At 69.9% G+C, this 17,638-nt stretch carries 17 protein-coding genes; 11 read left to right on the top strand and 6 right to left on the bottom strand.

Annotated elements, in window-relative coordinates:
- Positions 1–60: 60 nt before the first annotated feature.
- Together SHK19_RS18200 and SHK19_RS18205 are read left to right on the top strand one after the other, a co-directional pair.
- Positions 61–678: a hypothetical protein gene (locus SHK19_RS18200; RefSeq protein WP_322937075.1), complete on the top strand. Its 618-nt coding sequence runs from the start codon at positions 61–63 to the stop codon at positions 676–678.
- Positions 679–693: 15 nt separating this feature from the next.
- Positions 694–1,440: a phosphoglyceromutase gene (locus tag SHK19_RS18205; protein WP_322456155.1), complete on the top strand. Its 747-nt coding sequence runs from the start codon at positions 694–696 to the stop codon at positions 1,438–1,440.
- A gap of 172 nt (positions 1,441–1,612) precedes the next feature.
- Here SHK19_RS18205 and phoU read toward each other — a convergent pair whose 3' ends face one another.
- Positions 1,613–2,272, bottom strand: a complete 660-nt coding sequence (phoU, locus tag SHK19_RS18210; protein ID WP_322456154.1) for a phosphate signaling complex protein PhoU — start codon at positions 2,270–2,272, stop codon at positions 1,613–1,615.
- A gap of 121 nt (positions 2,273–2,393) precedes the next feature.
- Between phoU and SHK19_RS18215 the strand changes: the two genes are divergently transcribed.
- The 3 genes from SHK19_RS18215 (at position 2,394) to SHK19_RS18225 (ending at position 5,408) form a co-directional block, all read left to right on the top strand.
- The gene (locus SHK19_RS18215) at positions 2,394–3,614 is read left to right on the top strand and encodes a sensor histidine kinase (RefSeq protein WP_322937076.1); all 1,221 of its coding nucleotides are present in this window, start codon (positions 2,394–2,396) and stop codon (positions 3,612–3,614) included.
- Positions 3,611–4,288: a response regulator transcription factor gene (locus SHK19_RS18220; RefSeq protein ID WP_322456152.1), complete on the top strand. Its 678-nt coding sequence runs from the start codon at positions 3,611–3,613 to the stop codon at positions 4,286–4,288. Before SHK19_RS18215 ends, SHK19_RS18220 begins: the two co-directional genes overlap by 4 nt.
- A 196-nt stretch (positions 4,289–4,484) precedes the next feature.
- On the top strand, positions 4,485–5,408 hold the full coding sequence (locus SHK19_RS18225) for a DMT family transporter (protein WP_322937077.1): 924 nt from the start codon (positions 4,485–4,487) through the stop codon (positions 5,406–5,408).
- A 5-nt stretch (positions 5,409–5,413) separates the two neighbouring features.
- On the opposite strand, the gene SHK19_RS18230 is transcribed toward SHK19_RS18225, so the two are convergent.
- The 4 genes from SHK19_RS18230 to SHK19_RS18245 form a co-directional block, all read right to left on the bottom strand.
- Positions 5,414–5,920 carry a type III secretion system chaperone family protein gene (locus SHK19_RS18230; RefSeq protein WP_322937078.1) on the bottom strand — a complete coding sequence of 169 codons (507 nt, stop codon included), beginning with the start codon at positions 5,918–5,920 and terminating at the stop codon, positions 5,414–5,416.
- A gap of 5 nt (positions 5,921–5,925) precedes the next feature.
- Positions 5,926–7,185 (bottom strand): D-inositol-3-phosphate glycosyltransferase, encoded by a 1,260-nt coding sequence (gene mshA, locus SHK19_RS18235; RefSeq protein ID WP_322456149.1) that lies wholly within the window; start codon positions 7,183–7,185, stop codon positions 5,926–5,928.
- A 172-nt stretch (positions 7,186–7,357) separates the two neighbouring features.
- Positions 7,358–7,882: a hypothetical protein gene (locus SHK19_RS18240; protein ID WP_322456148.1), complete on the bottom strand. Its 525-nt coding sequence runs from the start codon at positions 7,880–7,882 to the stop codon at positions 7,358–7,360.
- 135 nt (positions 7,883–8,017) lie between these two features.
- Positions 8,018–8,707 (bottom strand): aspartate/glutamate racemase family protein, encoded by a 690-nt coding sequence (locus SHK19_RS18245; RefSeq protein WP_322456147.1) that lies wholly within the window; start codon positions 8,705–8,707, stop codon positions 8,018–8,020.
- A gap of 34 nt (positions 8,708–8,741) precedes the next feature.
- Here SHK19_RS18245 and SHK19_RS18250 point away from each other — a divergent pair, with 34 nt between their 5' ends.
- A complete protein-coding gene (locus SHK19_RS18250) occupies positions 8,742–9,620 on the top strand; it encodes a hypothetical protein (RefSeq protein WP_322937079.1) in 879 nt (292 codons plus the stop codon).
- 84 nt (positions 9,621–9,704) lie between these two features.
- The gene (gene typA / locus SHK19_RS18255; RefSeq protein ID WP_322456145.1) at positions 9,705–11,621 is read left to right on the top strand and encodes a translational GTPase TypA; all 1,917 of its coding nucleotides are present in this window, start codon (positions 9,705–9,707) and stop codon (positions 11,619–11,621) included.
- 21 nt (positions 11,622–11,642) lie between these two features.
- Here typA and SHK19_RS18260 read toward each other — a convergent pair whose 3' ends face one another.
- Positions 11,643–12,758, bottom strand: a complete 1,116-nt coding sequence (locus tag SHK19_RS18260) for an ABC transporter ATP-binding protein (protein ID WP_322937080.1) — start codon at positions 12,756–12,758, stop codon at positions 11,643–11,645.
- A 278-nt stretch (positions 12,759–13,036) separates the two neighbouring features.
- On the opposite strand from SHK19_RS18260, the gene SHK19_RS18265 reads away from it, so the two are divergent.
- The 4 genes from SHK19_RS18265 to SHK19_RS18280 are packed head-to-tail and all read left to right on the top strand — an operon-like array spanning position 13,037 to position 17,629.
- Positions 13,037–14,356 carry an ABC transporter substrate-binding protein gene (locus tag SHK19_RS18265; RefSeq protein ID WP_322937081.1) on the top strand — a complete coding sequence of 440 codons (1,320 nt, stop codon included), beginning with the start codon at positions 13,037–13,039 and terminating at the stop codon, positions 14,354–14,356.
- Positions 14,353–15,339: a carbohydrate ABC transporter permease gene (locus SHK19_RS18270; RefSeq protein ID WP_322937082.1), complete on the top strand. Its 987-nt coding sequence runs from the start codon at positions 14,353–14,355 to the stop codon at positions 15,337–15,339. Before SHK19_RS18265 ends, SHK19_RS18270 begins: the two co-directional genes overlap by 4 nt.
- Positions 15,336–16,160, top strand: a complete 825-nt coding sequence (locus tag SHK19_RS18275) for a carbohydrate ABC transporter permease (RefSeq protein ID WP_322456141.1) — start codon at positions 15,336–15,338, stop codon at positions 16,158–16,160. The genes SHK19_RS18270 and SHK19_RS18275 overlap by 4 nt, the downstream gene beginning before the upstream one ends.
- Positions 16,157–17,629 carry a GH1 family beta-glucosidase gene (locus SHK19_RS18280; RefSeq protein WP_322937083.1) on the top strand — a complete coding sequence of 491 codons (1,473 nt, stop codon included), beginning with the start codon at positions 16,157–16,159 and terminating at the stop codon, positions 17,627–17,629. The genes SHK19_RS18275 and SHK19_RS18280 overlap by 4 nt, the downstream gene beginning before the upstream one ends.
- Positions 17,630–17,638: the final 9 nt, after the last annotated feature.

Raw genomic sequence — 17,638 nt, forward strand, 5'->3', positions numbered from 1 at the left:
TGAGCGCGCTCCTCGTGAGCACCTGACCGAGTCCTCAGACCACCCGCGGAGGCCCGCCGAATGCTCCACCGACGCTCGACCGCGACCGCTCTCGTCGCGGTGCTGCTGCCCCTGGCCGCCGCGCTGACGTCCTGCGGGTTCGACAACCCGACCGACCGGATCAACACGATCGGCGCCGGCACCAACAACCGCGAGGCCCAGGTCGACGTGCTCGGCGCTCGGGTGGTGGCCTACGCCGACGGCCAGGGCCGGCTGATCGGCACGCTGGCCTTCAACGACGACGAGGCCGACGAGCCCGCAGTGCTCGAGGAGGTGACCGGCGCCGACGTGACGGTCGGCGGTGGCCGGCCGCTGGAGATCGAGGTCGTCCCCAACGAGCACGTCAACCTCGCCGCCGACGATGCGACGGCGATCCCGGTCGAGGGCGAGTTCTCGGCCGGCGAATTCCTCGAGCTCACCTACTCGTTCTCCACCGACGAGATCGTCACCCTCGAGGTGCCCGTCGTGAAGCCGTGCGGTCAGTACGCCGACATCGCCGCACCCGGCTCCGACGCCGGCGAGGCTGCCGAAGAAGCGGGCGAGGTCGAGGAGACCGAGAGCCACGACGAAGAGGCGGACGCCACCTACCTCTGCGAGCACCCGACCGAGAGCGCCGAAGGCGAGGAGGGCGGGCACTGAGCCCGCAGCCGATCGATGACCTACACGCTGATCCTGCTCCGCCACGGCGAGAGCGAGTGGAACGCGAAGAACCTCTTCACCGGCTGGGTCGACGTACCCCTGACCGAGAAGGGGCGCGCCGAGGCGGTCCGCGGCGGTGAGCAGCTGGTCGCGGCAGGCCTGGCGCCGACCGTGGTCCACACCAGCCTCCAGCGCCGCGCCATCAACACCGCTGCGCTCGCGCTCGACGCGGCCGAGCGGCACTGGATCCCCGTCCGCCGTTCGTGGCGGCTCAACGAGCGGCACTACGGCGCGCTGCAGGGCAAGGACAAGAAGCAGACGCTCGAGCAGTACGGCGAGGAGCAGTTCATGCTCTGGCGCCGCTCCTTCGACGTGCCGCCGCCGCCGCTCGACGACGACGACGAGTACTCACAGGTGGGCGACCCGCGCTACGCGGACCTCGGCGACGAGATGCCGCGCACCGAGTGCCTCAAGGACGTGATCGCACGGATGCTCCCCTACTGGGACGGGGGCATCGTCCCCGACCTGCGCGCCGGCCACACGGTGCTGGTCGCGGCGCACGGCAACAGCCTGCGCGGGATCGTCAAGCACCTCGACCAGATCAGCGACACCGACATCGCCGGGCTCAACATCCCGACCGGCATGCCCCTGGTCTACGAGCTCGCCGAGGACACCCTCCAACCCCTCAAGCCGGGCGGCGACTACCTGGACCCGGAGGCCGCCGCCGCCGCAGCAGCTGCTGTCGCCAACCAAGGCAAGTAGGCCGCAACCACCGGCATCAGCCCCGGGCAGAGCGTCCGAGGGAGCGAGCGCAGCGAGCGACTGAGGCGCGAGCCGACCCGGCGGATCTTGGCGCGGCGAGCGCAGCGAGCTCGCGCAAAGATGCGCCGTGTCGGCGAGCGAGCCAAGCAGCCGTAACCAGACGGCTCGGCTCCTACTGCTCGGCCAGCGCGGTCGGGTTGTGGCCGGTGACGACGAAGACGACGCGGTTGGCGATCGACACCGCGTGGTCGGCGATCCGCTCGTAGTAGCGGCCGAGCAGCGCGACGTCGACCGCCGCCTCGACGCCGTGGGTCCAGTCGTCGGAGAGCAGCTCGGCGAAGCTCCGGCGGCGCAGGCCGTCCATCTCCTCGTCGTCTCTCCCGAGCGCGATCGCGGCCTCGACGTCGCGGCCGATGATGACCTCGCGAACTCGCTTGACCATGTCCTCGGCAACGGTGGCCATCCGCTGGACCGTCGGCCGGATGTCCTCAGGAACCGCGATCTCCGGCACCCGGAGGCGGGCCACCTTCGCGACGTGCACCGAGAGGTCGCCCATCCGCTCCAGCTCGCTCACCATCCGCAGCGCCGCCACGATCGTGCGCAGGTCGGTGGCGACGGGCTGCTGCAACGAGAGCAGGCTGAACGCCGAGCCCTCGACGCGCTCTCGAGCGAGGTCGATCTCGACGTCCTCGCTGATCACCCGCTCGGCGATCGCGGCGTCGCCGCTCATCAGGGCTTGGGTGGCGAGCCCGACAGCGGTCTCGACGCGCCGGCAGATCCCGGCGAGGTCGTCGAAGATCGAGTCGAGCTGGTCGTGGTAGGCCTCGCGCATGTTCTGAGCGTAGATCCACGAGTTGTCCAACCGAAGGTTCGGGGTGAACGTGCGATGAACAGTCAGAAGCCCGGTGTCCGCGATTCGGGGGGCGGACCTGGCGTCGCCGTACCATCAAAGCGTGGATCCGACGACTCAGGCGTTCCTCGCCGGGCTGCTCGGCTCCGTCATTGCGGGCGCCGCTGTGCTCGCCTGGCACATCTCGGACCGCCAGCAGCACCGACAGCCCCCGGTGGACGAGCCGTTGGTGCCCCCCGGCGTGGCGACCGTGCTCTCCGTGCTGCGGAGCAGCGCGGTGGTCGTCGACGACCACGACGTCGTGGTCAAGGCCTCCGCCCCGGCGTTCGCGATGGGCTTCGTCCGCGGCTCAAGCCTGGTGTCGGAAGAGCTCAACACGCTGGTCCAGGAGGTACGCCGTGACGGCCAGATCCGGGAGGCGGAGCTCATCGTCACCCGCCAGTCCGGCCCGCCGCGCAACGTCAGCGCCCGAGTGGCGCCGCTCGGATCCCGCCTCGTCCTCGCCCTGGTCGAGGACCGCACCCGCGAGCGCCGGATCGAGGCGGTACGACGAGACTTCGTCGCGAACGTGAGCCACGAGCTGAAGACCCCCGTCGGTGCGATCAAGCTGCTGGCCGAGGCCGTGCAGGACGCGGCCGACGATCCCGAGGCCGTGCACCGGTTCGCGAGCCGGATGCTGACCGAGAGCGACCGGCTCGCGCTCCTGGTCCAGCAGGTCATCGAGCTCTCCCGACTCCAGGGTGACGAACCGCTCGAGTCGCCCGAGCCCGTCTCCCTCGACGAGGTGATCTCGGTCGCGGTCGACACGAGCGCGATGGACGCCGGCGCCAAGGACATCAAGGTGCTGGTGGAGGGCGAGCCCGGCATCGCCGTGCTCGGCAACGAGGAGCAGGTCGCCGCCGCCGTCGCCAACCTGGTCGCCAACGCCGTCCACTACTCCGACCCCGGCTCGAAGGTCCTGGTCTCGACCAGGTCCGACGACGGGTTCGTCGAGATCTCGGTGGTCGACCAGGGCATCGGCATCCCCAAGGACGAGATCGACCGGATCTTCGAGCGGTTCTACCGCGTCGATCCGGCCCGCCACCGCTCGACGGGCGGCACCGGGCTGGGCCTGTCGATCGTGAAGCACGTTGCTGCCACCCACGGTGGCGACGTCCGCGTGTGGTCGGTGGAGGGCCAGGGGTCGACGTTCACCCTCACCCTCCCGCTCCACGTGGCGTACGACGAGGAGCAGCCCATGCTCCCCGTCACCCCGACGACCCCCGCACTGGCGCAGGTCGCCGGCGCGGCGGATCGCCCACAAGATCAGGAGGAACGCCCGTGACACGGGTACTCGTCGTCGAAGACGAAGAGAGCTACAGCGACGCCCTCGCCTACATGCTCCGCAAGGAAGGCTTCGAGGTGGCGATCGCCGCCGACGGCAACGCTGCGCTCACCGAGTTCGACCGCAACGGCGCCGACATCGTGCTGCTGGACCTGATGCTCCCCGGCATCCCCGGCACGGAGGTGTGCCGCACCATCCGGCAGACGTCGAACGTGCCGGTGATCATGGTGAGCGCCAAGGACGACGAGGTCGACAAGGTGGTCGGGCTCGAGCTCGGCGCCGACGACTACGTCACCAAGCCCTACTCACCGCGTGAGCTGGTCGCCCGAATCCGCGCCGTGCTCCGTCGTGGCACCGAGACCGACCTGTTGCCCGACACCCTGGAGGCCGGACCGGTCCGGATGGACGTCGAGCGCCACGTCGTGACCGTCGACGGCGTGGAGCAGCGGCTGCCGCTCAAGGAGTTCGAGCTCCTCGAGATGTTCCTCCGCAACCCCGGCCGGGTGCTCACCCGCGGCCAGCTCATCGACCGGGTCTGGGGCTCCGACTACGTCGGCGACACCAAGACCCTCGACGTGCACGTCAAGCGGCTGCGCGCCAAGCTCGAGCCCGAGCCGGGCGAGCCGAAGTACCTCGTCACCGTGCGCGGGCTCGGCTACAAGCTGGATGTCTGAGCCTGCGAAGACATCCAGCGCGCTCTGAGGCCAGCTGGCCGCGAGGAACGAGCGGCTGGCGTCGGCCGAAGAGGTTGAGGGCCGCCGTCTCGAGACGGTCGCTGCGCGACCTCCTCGAGCAACGGCGGCGGCATCTCGTCGTGCCCTGTCCGAAATCCGCGCGACGTACGTCGGTGGCGACCCGTAGCGTCGTCGCGTGCAGTCCCGCCCGGTCCTCCCCGTCCTCGCTGTCGCAACCACCCTCGTCTTCTGGGCGTCGGCCTTCGTCGCGATCCGGCACCTCGCCGACGACTTCTCGGCGGGGCCGCTGACCCTGGCCCGGATCGGCATCGCGGCGATCGCCCTCACCTTCCTCGCGCTCCGTCACGGCCGGCCGCGACCGACCCGACGGCAATGGGTGTCGATCACGGTGATCGGGGTGCTGTGGTTCTCGATCTACCACCTCGCCCTCAACCAGGGCGAGGTCTGGGTCGACGCCGGCACCGCAGCCATGCTGCTGCAGGTCTCCCCGGTGCTCGTGGCCGTGCTCGCAGTGATGTTCCTCGGCGAGCGGTTCACGGCACCGCTGGTCATCGGCCTGGTCGTCGCGTTCGCGGGCGTGGCCCTGATCGGGCTGTCCGGCAACGGCGACAGCGGCGTCGACTCGGGCAAGATGCTGCTCGGCGCGCTGCTCTGCGTGGTGTCCGCGGTGACCTACTCGGTCAGCCTGATCATGCAGAAGCCGTTGCTCACCGACCTGTCCGCCGTCCACATCACCTGGCTGGCCTGCGTCATCGGCTCCATCACCTGCCTGCCGTTCGCGCCGTCCTTGTGGGCCGAGGCGAGCGACGCGCCGGCCTCGTCACTGCTCTGGCTGGTCTACCTCGGCGTCTTCCCCACCGCGATCGCGTTCACGACGTACGCATATGCACTGCGGCACATGACCGCGTCGTCCCTCGGCGTGACGACCTACCTGGTGCCGCCGATCACCATCGTGATGGCGCTGGTGTTCCTCGGCGAGACCCCGCCGACGGTGGCGTACGTCGGCGGCGCGCTCGCGCTCGTCGGTGTCGCGATCACGCGCCGGTCTCCTGCCAGCAAGCCGACGGCCGACGCGGCGAAAGAGCCGGCCCCCGCCTGACGAGCTCAGGCCTCGGTGCCGGGCGCGCCCGCCTCCAGCCAGCCGCGGAACGCCTCCAGGTTGCGGGTCGACTCGCCCCGGGAGATGCGCCACTCCCACTCCTTGCGGATCGACGACTCGAACCCGAGCTCGAGGATCGCGTTGAACGACTCGTCGGCGTAGGTCAGCACCGATCCGAGCAGCCGGTCGAGCTCGGCGGGGTTGATCATCGACAGCGGTAGCCGGGCGTCGAGGTAGATGTCGCCGTGGTGGTCGAGGCCGAACGCGACGGCGTACATCCGCATGTTGCGCTCGAGCAGCCAGCGGTAGACGCGCTCGAACTCCTCGTCCGGGCGGCGGCACACGAAGGCGTGGACGCCGAGCGCGTGCGGGCCGATGTCGAGCCGCACCGGCGTCTGCTGCTTGCGCTCGCCGGGAAGGGAGAACGTGAACACCCCGGGCGCGGGCTCGTCGTGCTCGATCTCCGACTCGGCGAGATGCTGGCGTACGACGTCGGCGGGCTGTTGATCCACGCCGCTCAGCCTGCCACGGCCTCCATGAGCGAGCCGGCCCGCTGGTAGACGTCCAGCGTCTGCTCGGCCGTGGCGTCCCAGGAGAAGTGCCGGGCCTGGGCGATCGCACCGGCGGCGAGCCGGTCGCGGTAGGCCGGGTCGACGACGACAGGCTCGATGGCCCGCGCCCAGTCGGTCGGGTCGTGGCTGTCGACCAGAAGGCCGCTGCGCCCGTGGCGCACGACCGTCGTCAGGCCACCGACCGCGGCGGCGACGACAGGAGCGCCGGCGGCCTGCGCCTCGACGGCGACCAGGCCGAAGGACTCGTTGTAGGAGGGGACGGCGACGAGGGTGGCCGCGGAGTACCAGCCGGCGAGCTCGTCCTGGGGCACCGGGGGCACGAACCGCACCACGTCGGTGATGTCCAGCTCGTCGGCGAGGTTGGCGAGCGCGGTCGGCCGCTCGAGGCCGCTGCCGGAGGGACCGCCCACGATCGGGACCACCAGCCGCCGACGCAGCTCGGGCCGCAGCCGCAGCAGCTCGGCGGTCGCTTGCAGCAGGACGTCGGGCGCCTTGAGCGGCTGGATCCGACCGGCGAACAGGAGCACGAGGGCATCGGCGGGGATGCCGCGGGCGGCACGAGCCGCGGCCTGGTCCTGGGGTCGGAAGAGAGCGGTGTCGACCCCCGGGTGGACGACCTCGACGCGGCCGGGGTCGGCGTCGTAGAGGTTGATCAGCTGCTTGGCCTCGATGTCGGTGTTGGCGATGAGCACGTCGGCGGCCTCGACCACCTGTTCCTCGCCGATCACGCGGGCGCCCGGCTCGGGGTTGTCGCCCGCGGCCAGTGCCTCGTTCTTGACCTTCGCCATGGTGTGCATCGAGTGCACGAGAGGCACGCCCCAGCGGTCGCGGGCCAGCGCGCCGACCTGGCCGGAGAGCCAGTAGTGCGAGTGGACGATGTCGTAGTGACCGAGCGGCTGGGCCGCCTCCGCGCGCAGCACTTCGCGGGCGAACACGCACAGCTGACCGGGCAGCTCGTCCTTGGTGAGCCCCTCGAAGGGTCCGGCATGGACGTTGGTCACCTGGACGCCGTCGGTCAGCGGGACCACGGGGTCGAGCAGGCTGCTGGTCGCCCGGGTGAAGATGTCCACCTCGATGCCGCGAGCAGCCAGCCGGCGCGCGACCTCGACGACGTAGACGTTCATGCCGCCCGCGTCGCCCGTGCCGGGCTGGTCGAGGGGTGAGGTGTGCAGACTGATCATCGCCATCCGGCGGATCTCCGTCATGGACGCCTCCTCGACACTCGCACCGGTCCGTAGCCGTCAACCAGCGCGCGTGGCCGTGCATTCCCGACTGCCGACTCGAGGCATGAGCCAAAGCGTCGACGAGCTGGTCATCCGTCGCTCACCCACGCGGCGCAGCACGCAGCGCACACAGGGTGCACGGGGCGGATCCAGGCTAGGACGCCTGCCAGGTCTCCAGGCCGGAGCGGCGGAGGGCGATGGTGCCGACGTCGACCCTGGCGCCACCGGCGACCTCGACCCAGCACGCGGCCTTCGCGTCCTCCACTCCGCAGAGGTACTGCGGCTCGACCTGCACCCGCGAGTCCTTGGCGTGGGTGGCGCACGGGTGGACGTAGATCGTGTAGCGACCGTCGACGAGTCCCTCCGCCGTCAACCGGCCGGCGACCGGGAGCCCCGCGATCGGCTCGAGGCTGCCGACCAGCTCGTCGGCGACCCTGCCGTCGCCGTCGAAGACCACGACGCAGATGTCGGACCGCTCAGCTGCTCCGAGCGGCCAGGCGACGGTCGCCTCGAGCGAGCCGCCGGACGCCGTTCCCGGCCCGGTGTCGGCAGCTGCCGCGGTGCCCCGCAGGGCGGGCGGCGGCGTCGGGGAGTCACCGCGCGGCACCAACGTCGCGACGCCGATGCCGACCGCGCAGATCGCCAGACCGATGATCTGGCGATGCCGTTGGCCGTCCACCGCATTCTCCCCCTTGGCTTTCGGCCGTCCCCCGACGCTGCCGCTTCCCCCACGAGGAAGTGGACCACGGTGCTACTGCGTGGCGGACGAGAATTCCGGGGCGGCTACCGCATCTGAGAACAGTCGGCAGGCGGGTCAGGCGAGGGCGCGGTCCAGCGCGGCTTCGACATGAAGTGTCGTGCAGGGGAAGACCGGAAGGTCGGAGTCGGCCTGCTTCACCAGCAGCTCGAGCTCCGAGCAGCCGAGGATCACTCCGCCGGCGCCGGCGTCCCACAGCTCGTCGATGAGCGAGACGACGTACTTCCGGGAGTCGTCGACGATCTTCCCGTGCACCAGCTCGTCGTAGATGATCCGGTTGATCTCGTCGTGGTGTCGGGCATCCGGCGTGACGACCTCGAGCCCGTGCCGTGCGATCCGGTCGGTGAAGAACGTCTGGGTCATGGCGAAGCGGGTGCCGATGAGTGCCAGCACCTCCACGTCCTGCGCCTTGGCGGCCTCCGCCACCACGTCCGCGAGGTGCAGCAACGGGATGTCGACCGCCGCTTCGACCTGCTCCGCCACCCGGTGGAAGGTCGTCGTGCAGAGCATCAGGAACTCCGCTCCCGCTCGCTCGACCGACGTCGCCGCCGCCGCCAGGATCTCGGCGACGCCGTCCCAGTCCCCAGCCTCCTGGAGCGCGGTGACCTCGGCGAACTCGACGGATGCCATCACCGTCTTCGCCGAGTGGAGACCGCCCATCCGGGCCTCGACGCCCCGGTTCAGGAGGTCGTAGTAGGCCGCGCTGCTCTCCCAGCTCATGCCTCCGACGAGTCCGATCGTCTGCATTGCAGAAGAGTACCCACGCGGCAGACTGGTCAGCGTGCTGATCACGGTGCGGAGGGACAGCGTCCATGCCGCCGACGAGCCGGTCGACCGCGAGCTCGACCTGTCTCCGGCGACGACCGTCGACAACGTGCTTCGTACGCTCCGGCCCGACGTCAACGTCGCGGGCCCCGCCAGCTGGCTGGTACGCCTCGGCGGCTCCGACGGCCCGGCCGTTGCGGTGTACGCCGTCGGCTTCGGGATGCACGTCAGCCCCGTCGCCGAGCAGCCCGTCTCGTCGCTGTCACCTCCGGTCATCCACTTCGACTACTGGCAGAGCTCTCCGCCGCAGCTGCTCCTCGACGCCCTGAGGCGGGGCGAGGAGCCCCAGCGCGCGACCGCGATCGAGGAAGGCTGGCGGCACCAGTTCCGCGACCGGCTCGCCGCGGCGCGGGCCAGCGAAGCCGAGGCGCCGGGAGGCATGCTCAGCCCGACGATGATCGCGGCCGCGTCTCGCCTGGATGCCCGGATCGAGGTGCACGCCGCCGACTACGCCCGCGTGGTCGGAGCCGACGCCTCGGCGTTCGTGTTCCGCACCGACCACCGCTACTGGATCTGGATCGACCGGGTGACCGACGACGACCTCGAGCTGAGCATCGCCTGGTTCTGGCTTCCCGCGAGGGCGGCCGAGCCGGTGCTCGCAGCCATCCTCGGGACCTCGTGGCGGGTGTCCCGCGCCCTTCCGGAGCCGGAGCCGCCGCCCACGACGATCGAGGTGCTCCCCGGCTGGCGCTGGGTGTGGCGGTGGACCGACGAGTCCGGGCGCCACGAGGTCAGGAACTGGGACTCCCCCGAGCTGGCCCAGCGCTACGCGCCCTTCGCCCGGCTGTCCGTCGACGAGGTGGTGGCGCACTTCACGGCCGTCTCGTCGATGTGAGGGTGACCGCGCCGCGCCGATAGTCTGGACGGCGGCCTGAATCCGGCGCCGAAGACCCCGAACGAGAGCAGACGACGTACTCCCATGGCTTCCCAGTCATCTACCCGACGACGCACCGACCTGCGCAACGTCGCCATCGTGGCGCACGTCGACCACGGCAAGACCACGCTGGTCGACGCGATGCTCCACCAGGCGGGCGCGTTCACCGCGCACCAGGCCGAGGGCGTCGCCGAGCGGGTCATGGACTCGGGCGACCTCGAGCGCGAGAAGGGCATCACGATCCTCGCGAAGAACACCGCGGTCCACTACAAGGGCCCGTCCGCTCAGGAGCTCGCCGGCGGTGACATGACGATCAACATCATCGACACCCCCGGCCACGCCGATTTCGGCGGCGAGGTCGAGCGCGGCCTGTCGATGGTCGACGGCATCGTGCTGCTGGTCGACGCCTCGGAGGGCCCGCTCCCCCAGACCCGCTTCGTGCTGCGCAAGGCGCTCAATGCCGACATGCCGGTGATCCTCGTCGTCAACAAGACCGACCGCTCCGACGCCCGGATCGACGAGGTCGTGGACGAGACGTACGAGCTGTTCATGGACCTCCTCGACGAGAACCACAGCCAGGACGCGCTCGACTTCCCGGTCGTGTTCGCGTCCGGCAAGGCCGGCATCGCGTCGCTGAAGAAGCCCGAGAACGGCACCATCCCCGAGGGCAGTGACCTCGAGCCGCTGTTCCGCACCATCCTGGAGAACATCCCGGCGCCCGAGTACGACGAGGGCGCTCCCCTCCAGGCGCACGTGACCAACCTCGACGCCTCCCCCTTCCTGGGTCGGCTGGCACTCCTGCGGATCAAGCACGGCAACCTGAGGAAGGGCCAGCAGGTCGCGTGGATGAAGCGCGACGGCGAGGTCAAGAACGTCAAGATCACCGAGCTGCTCGTCACCGAGGGCCTCGAGCGCAAGCCGGGTGAGAGCGCCGGGCCGGGCGACATCGTCGCCGTGGCCGGCATCCCGGAGATCACGATCGGCGAGACGCTGGCCGACGCGGACAACCCGGTCGCCCTGCCCCTGATCCACGTCGACGAGCCCGCGATCTCGATGACGATCGGCACCAACACCAGCCCGCTGGTCGGCAAGGGCGGCAAGGGGCACAAGGTCACCGCGCGCCTGGTCAAGGACCGGCTCGACGCCGAGCTGGTCGGCAACGTGTCGCTGCGCGTGCTCCCGACCGAGCGCCCGGACGCGTGGGAGGTGCAGGGGCGCGGCGAGCTGGCGCTGGCGATCCTGGTCGAGCAGATGCGGCGCGAGGGCTACGAGCTGACGGTCGGAAAGCCGCAGGTCGTCACCAAGGAGATCGACGGCAAGCTCCACGAGCCGTTCGAGCGGCTCACCATCGACGCGCCGGAGGAGTTCCTCGGCACGATCACCGAGCTGCTCGCCAACCGGAAGGGCCGGATGGAGGGCATGACCAACCACGGCACCGGTTGGGTGCGGATGGAGTTCGTCGTACCCGCTCGCGGCCTGATCGGCTTCCGCACCGACTTCCTCACAGAGACCCGCGGGACCGGCATCGCCCACCACATCTCGGAGGGGTACTTCCCGTGGGCCGGCGAGATCCGCTCACGGGCCTCGGGCTCCCTGGTCGCCGACCGCACCGGCGTCGCGACGGCGTACGCCATGACCTCGCTGCAGGAGCGCGGCATCCTGTTCGTCGAGCCCGCGACCGAGGTCTACGAGGGCATGATCGTCGGCGAGAATTCTCGCGCCGACGACATGGACGTCAACATCACCAAGGAGAAGCAGCAGACCAACATCCGGTCCGCGACCTCCGACAACTTCGAGAAGCTCATCCCGCCGCGACGGCTCTCGCTCGAGCAGTGCCTGGAGTTCTGCCGCGAGGACGAGTGCGTCGAGATCACGCCCGAGAACGTGCGGATCCGCAAGGTCGTTCTCGACCAGAACGAGCGCGGCAAGCTGGCGTCACGGGCTCGGAAGGGCACCCGGTAGGGGTCGGCTGCCCCGGCGGCCTCACCCCGCAAGCGCCAGCCGCGCTCCGGTGTCGGAGTCGAACACGTGGATCGCCCGCGGATCGGCGACCAGGCTCAGCTGCTGGCCGGCGCGCAGCTGCTGGCGGCCCTCGAGACGGGCGACGACCAGCGGAAGCACGTCGCCCGCGCGCTCGCTCGCCGCGTCCACGCCGGCCGGTGTGGCATAGACGTAGGCGTCGGCACCGAGCTCCTCGACCACCGCGACGGTGACCGGGTAGCCGTCGTCGCCGGAGCCGGCGACCCGCCACGACTCGGGCCGGATGCCGAGCGTGACCGAGCCGGACGACGCCGCCGCTGCGGTGCGGTCGATCGGGATGTCCACGCCGTCGACAACGGCGATCCCGTCGCCGGCGGTCCTGCCGGCGAGCAGGTTCATCCCGGGGGATCCGATGAAGCCGGCGACGAACAGGTTGGCGGGCCGGTCGTAGAGGGCGAGTGGCGCGTCGACCTGCTGGAGCACGCCGTCCTTCATCACCGCGACCCGGTCGCCCATCGTCATCGCCTCGACCTGGTCGTGCGTGACGTAGACCGTCGTCACGCCGAGCCGACGCTGGAGCGCGGCGATCTGGGTGCGGGTCGACACCCGCAGCTTGGCGTCGAGGTTGGAGAGCGGCTCGTCCATGCAGAACACCTGGGGCTGCCGCACGATCGCCCGACCCATGGCGACCCGCTGCCGCTGACCCCCGGACAGCGCCTTGGGCTTCCGGTGGAGCACGTCCTCGAGGTCGAGCAGCCGGGCGGCGTCGGCGACCCGCGCGGTGCGCTCGGACTTGCCGACCCCCGCGATCCTGAGCGCGAACGCCATGTTGTCGGCGACCGTCAGATGCGGGTAGAGCGCGTAGTTCTGGAAGACCATCGCGATGTCGCGGGCCTTGGGAGGAAACCGGGTGACGTCCTCGTCGCCGATGAAGACCGAGCCGGCCGACACCTCCTCGAGCCCGGCGAGCATCCGCAGCGAGGTGGACTTCCCACATCCCGACGGTCCGACCAGCACCATGAACTCGCCGTCGTCGATCGTGAGGTCGAGGTCGGAGACGGCCGGCGCCTTCGCCCCCAGATACGTGTGCTCGGCATGCTCGAACCGCACTTGCGCCATCGGGCCGGTCTCCTGTCTGGTCGCCCCCGGCGACCGCGGTCGTGCTCAGTCGGCGCTTACAGTACGGCGGCATTTCGCGGCCGTCTAGTGGAAGCGCTCTCATTCCTTCCCGCAGCCGAGAAACAGCAAATGCTGCCGTGTCCAGCCAGATCCTTGACAGTGGATGTGACGCATGTCATGGTGACCCACCAAGAGAAGTGGAAGCGCTCTCACACCGCGTCCACCCGCCAGATCGTCCGTTACCGACGTTCGAAGAAGCATCAACGGCAGGAGTAACCGTGCGCATCACCACCACCCGGCCGGGCCGCCGGCCAACCAGCCATCGAGGGCGTCTCGCCGTCGGTGCCATTGCCGCTCTCGTGCTCGGGCTCACGGCCGCCTGCGGCGACGACAGCGACCCGACCGAGTCCGCCGACCAGGAGGCGCTCGAAGAGGGCGAATCGCTCACCATCACCACGTTCGGCGAGTTCGGATACGACGAGCTGATCGCCGAGTGGAACGAGGAGAACCCCGACGTCCAGGTCGAGCAGACCAAGGTCTCGCTCTGGGACGACTGGAAGAACGAGCTCAACACGCTCCTCCAGGCCAACGAGGGCCTGCCGGACATCGTGGCGATCGAGGGCGACTTCATGCCCGCGATCGTGGCGGCGCCGGACCGGTGGGTCGACCTGTCCAGCGACGAGGTGGAGGGCCGCTGGCTCGAGTTCAAGTCCGATGCCGCCACCTCTCCCGACGGCCAGCTCCTCGGCTACGCGACCGACGCAGGTCCCGAGGCCATCTGCTACCGCGCCGACCTCTTCGAGGAGGCCGGCCTGCCGACCGACCGGGAGGAGGTCGCCCAGCTGATGACCACCTGGGATGACTACTACGCCCTCGGCGAGGAGTTCGTCGCGAAGAGCGACGCCCAGTGGTACGACGCGTCCGGCTCGGTCGCCCAGGCGATGCTCAACCAGGTCGAGTTCCCGTTCGAGGAGGCCGACAACACGGTCAACGTCGAGAACGACGAGCTCCGCGCGGTCTACGACACCGTCACCGGCAACTCCAGCTCGCTCTCGACCGGGGCTGCCCAGTGGAGCGACGACTGGACGGCCGGATTCCAGAAGGACGGCTTCGCGACCATCCCGTGCCCGGGCTGGATGCGCAGCAACATCCGCGACAACACCGGGGACCCGGCGCCGAAGGGCGTCGTCTGGGACGTCGCCGACGTCTTCCCGGGTGGCGGCGGCAACTGGGGAGGGTCCTACCTGGCGGTCCCCAAGACGTCGACGCACCAGGAGGAGGCACAGGAGTTCGCTGCCTGGATCACCGCACCCGAGCAGCAGATCCGCATCTTCGAGCAGTACGGCAACTTCCCGTCGCAGGTCGCCGCCCTGGAGGACCCCGCGCTGCTCTCCTCGACCGACCCGTACTTCAACGACGCACCGGTCGGTGAGATCTTCTCCAACCGTGCGAACGCGATCACGGTCCAGCCGTACCACGGTCCGCTCTACTCCGACATCCTGGCCAAGTTCCAGGAAGCGATCACCCGGGTCGACCAGGGTGCGGATCCGGAGGAGTCGTGGGAGACATTCGTAGACGAGGTCGCAGCGCTCCAGTGAGCACCCGCCTCGACGAGCCACCGGCCGGGGTCGCGCCCAGCGCGCCCCCGGCCGGGGACCGCGCCCGGCTGGTACGACGGCACCGGTTGTCGCGGTGGGACGTCAAGCTCTCGCCGTACCTCTACATCTCGCCGTTCTTCATCGTCTTCGGTCTCGTCGGCCTGTTCCCGCTGGTCTACACCGGCTACCTCTCCGTCCACGACTGGGAGCGTCTGTACTACCAGCGCGGCGAGTTCATCGGCCTGGAGAACTACCGGTTCGTCCTGACCGACCCGGTGTTCCAGAAGTCGCTGGTCAACACGTTCAGCATCTTCCTGATGTCGTCGGTGCCCCAGGTGATCGTCGCGGTCGCCGTGGCAGCCCTGCTCGACAGCCAGCTCCGGGGCCGGACGTTCTGGCGGATGAGCGTGCTGCTGCCGTTCGTCGTCGCTCCGACCGCAGCCGTGCTGATCTTCGGCAGCCTCTTCGCCGACAAGTACGGCGTCATCAACGCGATGCTCGAAGGCGTCGGCCTGGAGCCGATCCGCTGGCACGTCGACCGCTGGTGGAGCCACTTCGCGATCGCCGGCATGGTCAACTGGAGGTGGACGGGCTACAACGCGCTCATCTTCCTCGCCGCCATGCAAGCGGTCCCCCGCGACCTCTACGAGTCCGCGTCCCTCGACGGCGCGGGCAGGGTGCGCCAGTTCTTCTCCGTCACCCTCCCGATGATCCGGCCGACGACGATCTTCGTGATCGTCACCAGCACGATCGGCGGCCTCCAGATCTTCACCGAGCCGCGGCTCTTCGACGACACCCCGCAGCGCGAAGGCGGGCCCGACCACCAGTACATGACGTCGACCCTCTACATCTACGTCAAGGGCATCGAGGACCAGTTCTACGGACGCGCGTCAGCGGCCGCGGTCGTGCTGTTCCTCATCATCGTCGGCATCGCGCTGCTCAACTTCGTGATCACCCGCCGCATCACCAGGAGACAAGCATGAACCGCCGCCCCGGGTTCATCGTCTACGGCCTGCTGGCCGCGTTCGTGATCGGCTCTGCGCTCCCGCTCTACTGGTCCTTCGTCATCGGCTCGCACACGAAGGAAGAGGCCAACCAGATCCCACCGCCGGTGATCCCCGGCGGCCACTTCATCGACAACGCCCGACGCGTGCTCGACACCACGGAGTTCTGGTCGGCGATGCTCAACAGCGTCCTCGTCTCCACTGCGTGCGCCCTGTCGGTCGCGTTCGTCTCGACGCTGGCCGGCTATGCCTTCGCGAAGCTGCGGTTCCGCGGCAGCAACGTGCTGATGGGGTTCGTCGTGATGACGATGGCGGTGCCCACCCAGCTGGCGATCGTGCCGTTGTTCATCCTGATGCGCGACTACGGGCTGCTCGACACGCTGGTCGCGGTCGCGCTGCCCACGATGGTCACCGCGTTCGGTGTCTTCTTCATGCGGCAGTACCTCGTGGACGCGGTGCCGGACGAGCTGATCGAGGCCGCCCGGATGGACGGCTGCACCATGATCCGGATCTTCTGGACGGTCGCCGTCCCGGCCGCCCGGCCGGCGATGTCGATCCTGTTCCTCTTCACGTTCATGATGGTCTGGACGGACTACATGTGGCCCCTGGTCGCCCTCCAGGAGACCCAGACCCTCCAGATCGCGCTCGACCGGCTGGCCCTCACCGGCCAGGGCCAGACCACCGACTACGCGCTGGTCCTCGCCGGCGCGGGGATGGCCACCGTGCCCCTCCTGATCCTGTTCGCCCTGTCCGGCCGTCAACTGGTCGCCGGCATCATGCAAGGAGCCGTCAAAGGATGACGACGACCGAGTCCGCCACGTCGACTGCCGCCGCCCCGGGGGCAGAGGTGAGGTTCCCACCCGGCTTCCTCTGGGGGGCCGCCACGGCGTCGTACCAGATCGAGGGTGCCGCGGCCGAGGGCGGCCGCACCCCGTCGATCTGGGACACCTTCGCCCGGGTGCCGGGAGCCGTGGTCGGTGGCGACAACGGCGACGTCGCCTGCGACCACTACTACCGGATGCCGGACGACGTCGCGCTGATGGCGTCGCTCAACCTCGGCGCCTACCGGTTCTCGACGGCGTGGCCGAGGGTCCGGCCCGACGGCGGTGCACCCAACCAGGCGGGGATCGACTTCTACAGCCGCCTGGTCGACCAGCTGCTCGGTGCCGGCATCACACCCTGGGTGACGCTCTACCACTGGGACCTGCCGCAGGCCCTCGAGGACGAGGGCGGCTGGACCAACCGCGACACGGCCTACCGCTTCGCCGAGTACGCCCTCACCCTGTACGACGCGCTCGGCGACCGGGTGCCCTACTGGACGACGATGAACGAGCCGTGGTGCTCGGCGTTCCTCGGCTACACCGGTGGCCAGCACGCCCCCGGACGGCAGGAGGGGGTCGCGGGTCTCGTCGCGGCCCACCACCTGATGCTGGGCCACGGACTGGTCGTCGACGAGCTCAGGCGCCGCGGCAGCACCGCCGACCTCGGGATCACCCTCAACCTCACGGTCGCCGACCCGTTCGACCCCACGGAACCGGCCGACGTCGACGCCGCGCACCGGGTCGACCACCTGTGGAACAGAGTCTTCCTCGACCCCATCCTCCGCGGCTCCTACGCGGAGGAGCTCCCGACCATCACGGCCGGGCTGACGTGGCAGGGCCGGGCGTGGGAGGACTTCGTCCAGGACGGTGATCTGGCGCTGATCAGCACCCCGCTCGACGTGCTGGGCGTGAACTACTACCACGGCGACGGCGCCTCCGGCCGTCCGCATCCCGCGGACGATCTGCTGGGCTCCCGGGTCGAGGCTCCGAGCCGGTCGGTCCGATCGCCGTTCCCCGGAGGCGGTGACCTCAGCTTCCCCCGCCGCGGCTACCCCGTGACCGGCCTGGACTGGGAGGTGCAGCCGGAAGGGCTGACCCGCCTGCTCGTCCGTCTCCACGAGGACTACGACGTGCCGCCGATCTACATCACCGAGAACGGCGCGGCCTACGACGACGCCGTCAGCCCCGACGGCTCTGTCCACGACCCGGAGCGGTGGGGCTACATCGGCTCCCACCTACGGGCGGTGCACGCCGCGATGGCCGCAGGCGTCGACGTGCGCGGCTACTTCGCGTGGTCGCTCCTCGACAACTTCGAGTGGGCCTTCGGCTACGGCCAGAGGTTCGGGATCGTCCACGTCGACTACGAGACCCTGCGCCGGACTCCGAAGACCAGCGCGCTGCGCTACGCCGACGTCGCGGCGACGTCGACGCTGGTGGACGACCGATAGCGTGCCGAG

The organism is Nocardioides bizhenqiangii (genome assembly GCF_034661235.1).
Lineage (GTDB): Bacteria > Actinomycetota > Actinomycetes > Propionibacteriales > Nocardioidaceae > Nocardioides > Nocardioides bizhenqiangii.